This is a genomic window from Gilliamella sp. B3892, assembly GCF_026536305.1.
Lineage (GTDB): Bacteria > Pseudomonadota > Gammaproteobacteria > Enterobacterales > Orbaceae > Gilliamella.
The window spans coordinates 1-5,772 of record NZ_JAFNOK010000020.1 but is presented as its reverse complement, the minus strand read 5'-3'; the positions used below and the strand labels follow the sequence as shown (position 1 = coordinate 5,772).

Sequence of the window (5,772 nt, the reverse complement as noted above, 5' to 3'; positions counted from 1 at the left end):
TATTTTAAGTGTCATGCTTTACCTCGTGTGGATTTTAAATATAAAAAAACCGCCGAAGCGGTTTAAGAGATTTGATTATGAATGTCTTATAACGAAAAGCGCTTCTGCTAAACAGCCTAATTGGAATTTCCCATAATCAGTGCTTGCTTGCTCAATCAAACGCTCTAATTGCTCCTCTGCGTCATCTGGCAGTGGTGTCGTATTAATGAGTTTAGATGCTATATCTACTAGTGATTCATCGTCTTTCACTTTTACCTCTTGTCTAGTGACTCAAAAAACTTAAATAATTCTGGATATAAACGTTTTTTTGCTTCAACTGGGTTTTCAATATACAGCGAAAACGACTCAGCTACAAATTCCAGTTTATTATATTGAGCGTACTTACTAATCGCATGCGCCCAGCCTCGTCCCCAAGCCTTCCCAATGATGACATCAATTTCCTCTCGATAATGATAATGCAAAGCATGTCCCATTTCATGAGCAAAAACACCTCTCGGCGTGGATACCGCACTCCAGGGCATATAATCCATTTCATAAATTATTTTAGCTAATTCCTCATTTTTGCCTTTGATTGCCATCAGCATTGAACTTTGCTTATACCCTTTCGCTTTACTGTGCAAATCAGATTCTAGCAACGCTTTTTTATCAACACTTCCAGATGTGATAAGAAGCGCTTTAACCTCGTGTGAGTATGCTGCCAACATTTCTTTAGGCGGCTCTCTATATTTATAAACATCTCCAGTTATTGACCCTGTATATCTAAACTGTGGTAAATCGAACCGTTCCTGTATTTCTGATACCAATTGTAAGCATGGCGCTAGTTCTTTAACATTAATATCATTAGGTATATTAGAAATTTCAGTGATATTTTTTCTTGACCAGTCATTAAGCTCTTCAATTTCCGTTGATGCCTGCTGTTTCGGTTTATATTGTTCTTCCCATTCGTCGGCTTCTTTTAATAATCTGTCGATGCTAGATTGGTTGTATGGCTCGCCCTTTTCATTAAGCAGTACAGTTATTTGAGCGCAATAACAATTGAATCGGTTACCATTCTCTTCATACCATTCCTCAACCTGCTCAACAGTATAGATTTTCCCGTGCCTAGTAACATGCGTAGCTCTAGAATTAGGCTTTAATGCAGACATATGTAATAAGCCTGTTTTTAGTCCTAAATCTTCTTGAGTACGTTTAGTTTCATCCCATGTAGCCTGACGAAGTGCGCCTACTTGCTCAGTTTGTGCCATGGCTTTAGCTCTACTATGTGAGATATCAATGCGCTTAATGATAATATCGGCAGTTTCTCGAGGGTTAACTCCTCTTGCCACAGAGCTACTTAAAACGGAACCCAAATCGCTCTTTAGATTATCCGCAAGTCCTTTCCAGTCGTTGAATGTTGCGGTATAGGCAAGCCCTATTCGACGAATGTAAGCATCACTAAATAATAAGGATTCCAATGATGTAGCTTGTGAATATAGTGGCGATTGTATAGATAAGTTTTGAAATGTCCGATTAGTACCCATTTGATACATATCAGCAACAAACTTGCCAGCCCAAAACTTCTCGATACCGCCATCAATCAGGTTTTCATCAACAATTTCTTGAATGCGAGTTAACACTCTGGCAAGCTGATTACCATCAACCGTGTAATTAACACTGGCATTAACGACATAGAGATTGTTATCGATAAATATCGCAGTTTTAGTCGGCTCTTTAGCATAGTAGCCTAAGCTTAATTCGATATACTCAATAACTGATTGTTTGATTGTTCTGTAGCGTTTTTGTATTTCGCTACGCATTTGGAGAATTTGTTTGTTGGTGAGTGTAGGATTATTCTTGCTTCTCGGCAATATCGGATTCTTCGGAATCGGCTTTATTATCTTCGGTTTCTTCAATATCGATATCCTCTAAATCAGGATCGGGCTCATAACCGCCAGCTTCTCGTATTTCGTTTGGTGTAAACACTGCAATACCCATTGATTGTTGCGCTTTGACGTTAACGTCCGCCATCTTGAGCATGAGTTCAATTCGTTCAACTTGGCTTGGTGATAATAGGTCTGACCATTTGAGAGTGAGTGTGTTGTTAACTAGTGGTTGGATCACTTTTAGCTTAATAAGCTGGTTAACAATTTGCTTTATTAATACGCTTAAAAATCCATTACGACGTGACATCCCACGTTTTGCATAATCAGCCTTATCCTCATTTGATGCTAACCGCCCTGTTTGTTGACCAAAAATAATGGTAAATGGCATTCTAACAGATGCAGCGAAATTGTTTGCAGATACTGACCATCCAGCGCTTGGATCGGCAGGAGCAACCGATAGAATGTTAGCTGTAGCACCTGAGGTAATTAGTGCGCTGTCTGTACCTGAATTTAACAATGCGATTTGTCGGTTTAATGCATCAGCAGGCTTTTCAAAACCTCGATTTCTTAATTCTCGCGCCAGCTCCTCCATGTCAGAGTCAGCATCATAATTCAAGTGAACCTGTCTACTGGCATTTTTAAGAAAGCCCTCTGCGCTACCACCTGAATATTTCATCATGTCGATTAGATCATTATAGCCGACCTCAAGCTGTGACTCGCCATCATCCATGGCGTTAATAACGGATGTTTCATTGAGTATGACCACTCTCTCTGGGTTTATTTTTCGAGAAATATTTGGCTTGCCTGATTTGTCACCTACCGCTATTTCATTAAATTGGTACATTGTGACTTGACCATAGTTTTCATCAGCTTCGTTATTATTCCATTCACACGCGGTTAACTGAGCTTCCCATGCAGGAATTAACTTAACAATGGCATCCTGTGGATTTAGTCGATTCAATACGACGGTATCCACAGGCTCGTCCCACCGCCTGCCGTCTCGAAGTTGGATAATGAGCCCTGCATATTTGCCGACGATTCCGCGCTTGTCAGCTTCGGTGATCGCTGACCACAATTTATCGTTAAATAAATCAGTAACTATTTTCTCCCACGTTGTCAGCTTTGAATCTTGTTCCCGAATGTCGCCGTCAATGAATTTAGGGTAATCTAGCCAGCAAATATCATTTAATCGCTCAACAAAACCACGTGCAGCACCATTACGCTTATACAGCTTATAGAAGTCTGTGAAAGTAAGGTTTTCTGGATAACCGAACTCGCGATCGATGTAAGCCCTTTTAGTGTTATTAATTAAGCCTTGTGATGCGTACACTAATCGTTGACGACTTATATCATGATTATTATTAATTGCCGTTTGAGCGGTATTTAATAACTGTTCATCTGTTAAATTAGAATAACTCATTGTTACCTCATAAATAATCCTGCTGAGCGTTTATGTTTAATATAACCATCCAGCGAGTAACGCACCGCATCCCAACAATGGTTGTTTTTATCTTCGATAACGGGTAGGACTTCATTTGTCACCCTGTCGGACTTGTAGCTATATAATCTAGCTTCTTCTGCTGTATGTTTACAGCGAGGGTGGATGATGATTTGTTTAAATCCTCGCAGATATGCAATACCGTCCTCAACACTGCCTTGCCATTTTTTTGCTGCTGAGATGTTGAAGCCTTTACGTTTGATGTGACTGATTGTTTCAGGTCTTGAGCAATCGCCTTTGATAATCCATTTTCTTGATTCAGGGACTGAATCATAAAAAGCCGGCATTTCGTCCAGTTCTATATGAAGACCATACGCCTCATATTCTATATACAGACAATCATTAAGAATAAATGACCGTATTAATGTATTCGGATCATTGGCAAAGCCGAAATCACCACCAAACAATAATCGGTCAGCTTTTTTATAGAGATTGTTATCAAAAGCTTCAACTTTGTAACAACCACTTAAGACTTGTTTATCCGAGTTTTCGAGATAAGCGCCTTCCCATATCCAAGCGTATGATGCATAATCCAATCTAGCCAAGTCGTTTAATCGTTCTTGCTCCAAAACATCGGGAAAAAATGGGTTATCGCTATAATTTAGTTCAACAATAATTGAATTTTCAGGCGGATTTTGTCTAAATCGTTTATCTGTGGGGCTACCGTCAGTTTCTGGATTCCATGTTACCCATATTTCGGAATCAGTTTCGCGTACAGTAGGGGTTAGTTTCCGCCACGCAATCTCCGAAACATTTTCCGCTTCATCAACCCAACATAATAAAATTCTAGCTTTTGATTTAATACTATCCAGATTATGTCGTAGACCACAAAATACATAGCTAACTAATCCGTTTTTAGTTCTGATATAATTCTGTCCAATATCATAGTAATCTTTTAACCAGTCAATAGAGTGAATGGCTTGCTTAACTTCTTCCATGCTTGAATCAGCTAATGAATTCATAAACTCGCGAGCACATAGTATTACGCCACTTTTTCCTTCTTCTGCAAATTGATAACCTTTAACCGCTGTCATTAATGCAAATGAACGGGTTTTAGCGCTACCTCGACCACCGTATGCACCACGATACCTGACATTTTCAGCTACAAACACAGATATCAATTTTTTAGGTAACTGTATTTGTTCTGTTGTCATGGTGTTTACTCTTTAGGCGTGACTAATTCTATTCGAGTTGGTTTTGGTGACATGCTTCCGTCAGACGATTGATGATCTATTTTCTGTTTTTCGTTATAGCCATGATTAGATAGCATTAATTTGGTTATGGTTGGGTTAAATGAACTAGTTAATCCACCATTTATGAGTTTATTTTCTTGTAACGTCTTAATTGCTTCTAACGTGTCGGAAAATTCCTTACTTTGCTCGGCATAGCTATACATTGATGACTTATGCTTACCAAGATAACATGCTAAACCTGCAACGCTTGGAACTACATCACCAAATGTTTCATAGTCCCCAAGCAAATACTCCTTAGCCTTGACTAAACAATCGGCTAACTCACTTGGGCGACCTATTTTTTTCTTTTCGCCCTTTGTCATATTTTTTTCCTTTAGATAATAAAAAACCACCCGAAGGTGGTTACTTATAAAATAGTTAATTGAAATTTTATAAATTTAATTTATTTTTAAGGTATACTTTTAATAATTCAGCACCGACATCTTTCATAACAGATAAAGGGGATTGGCTAAATTCTTTTAATTTCTCATATATTGAAGGCTGTTGTAACATTTGCGCAAACTCTATTCCTTCCGCGGTTAATCTTACTAAAGCTCCATCATTTTTTTCTATTGAGCTTAAAGTATAAAAATAACCTAATTCTTCTGGATTTCCTCTGACTAAGTTAAATGCACTAACATATTCTTTTTCTATCAATATATTGTAATGATGTAATCCTTTGCCACTTGTTATATCAAAGCCAGCTTCATCTAAATCAGAAATCTCTATAAATGGCTCTGGTGATTCCAAAAAAACAGCCATTAATCCCTTTAAATATTCTAAATCTGTTTTCATGTGCTTTAATAACCTTAACTGATGAATAAAATACTATTATAAACCATATTAACGTTAATATTTCCTAAATTAGTAACTGGCAGCGGGAAAATATCCAAATGGGTTATAGTATGAGAAAAATACCTCAGATTACTAGATAAAATTTAGTTTTTAAATTATAAACACGGCAAATTCTATGCTTTATGCGGTAGTAGTGAATGATTATTTAAAATTGGCTGAGTGATTTTTCATTTAGTTGCACCAGCACTCAGCCGACGTGCTTTTATTCGTTAGCAATTTCTTTTATCGCCCTTTTATCTGAATTACACTTCTCAATGACATTTAATAAATGCTCGTTATATCGTAAGCTATCACCAAAAGTCATGGGATTAGGTGGTAAATTTGG

Annotated in this window: 6 protein-coding genes; all 6 read right to left on the bottom strand. The window is 37.8% G+C overall.

The features are described from left to right. Nucleotides 1-75: 75 nt before the first annotated feature. Entirely contained in the window at nucleotides 76-249 is a 174-nt protein-coding gene (locus J3U74_RS12160) for a hypothetical protein (protein WP_267328871.1), read from the bottom strand. Nucleotides 250-251: 2 nt separating this feature from the next. Then, nucleotides 252-1,892 carry a phage minor head protein gene (locus tag J3U74_RS12155; RefSeq protein ID WP_267396037.1) on the bottom strand — a complete coding sequence of 547 codons (1,641 nt, stop codon included), beginning with the start codon at nucleotides 1,890-1,892 and terminating at the stop codon, nucleotides 252-254. After that, nucleotides 1,828-3,282, bottom strand: a complete 1,455-nt coding sequence (locus J3U74_RS12150) for an anti-CBASS protein Acb1 family protein (RefSeq protein ID WP_267346938.1) — start codon at nucleotides 3,280-3,282, stop codon at nucleotides 1,828-1,830. The genes J3U74_RS12155 and J3U74_RS12150 overlap by 65 nt, the downstream gene beginning before the upstream one ends. Before the next feature lie 2 nt (nucleotides 3,283-3,284). Beyond that, nucleotides 3,285-4,514, bottom strand: coding sequence for a PBSX family phage terminase large subunit (locus J3U74_RS12145; RefSeq protein ID WP_267328484.1), 1,230 nt, complete (start codon nucleotides 4,512-4,514; stop codon nucleotides 3,285-3,287). Between the two features lie 5 nt (nucleotides 4,515-4,519). Further along, on the bottom strand, nucleotides 4,520-4,915 hold the full coding sequence (locus J3U74_RS12140) for a DNA-packaging protein (protein ID WP_267328485.1): 396 nt from the start codon (nucleotides 4,913-4,915) through the stop codon (nucleotides 4,520-4,522). 67 nt (nucleotides 4,916-4,982) lie between these two features. After that, nucleotides 4,983-5,387, bottom strand: a complete 405-nt coding sequence (locus J3U74_RS12135; RefSeq protein WP_267377547.1) for a hypothetical protein — start codon at nucleotides 5,385-5,387, stop codon at nucleotides 4,983-4,985. Nucleotides 5,388-5,772: the final 385 nt, after the last annotated feature.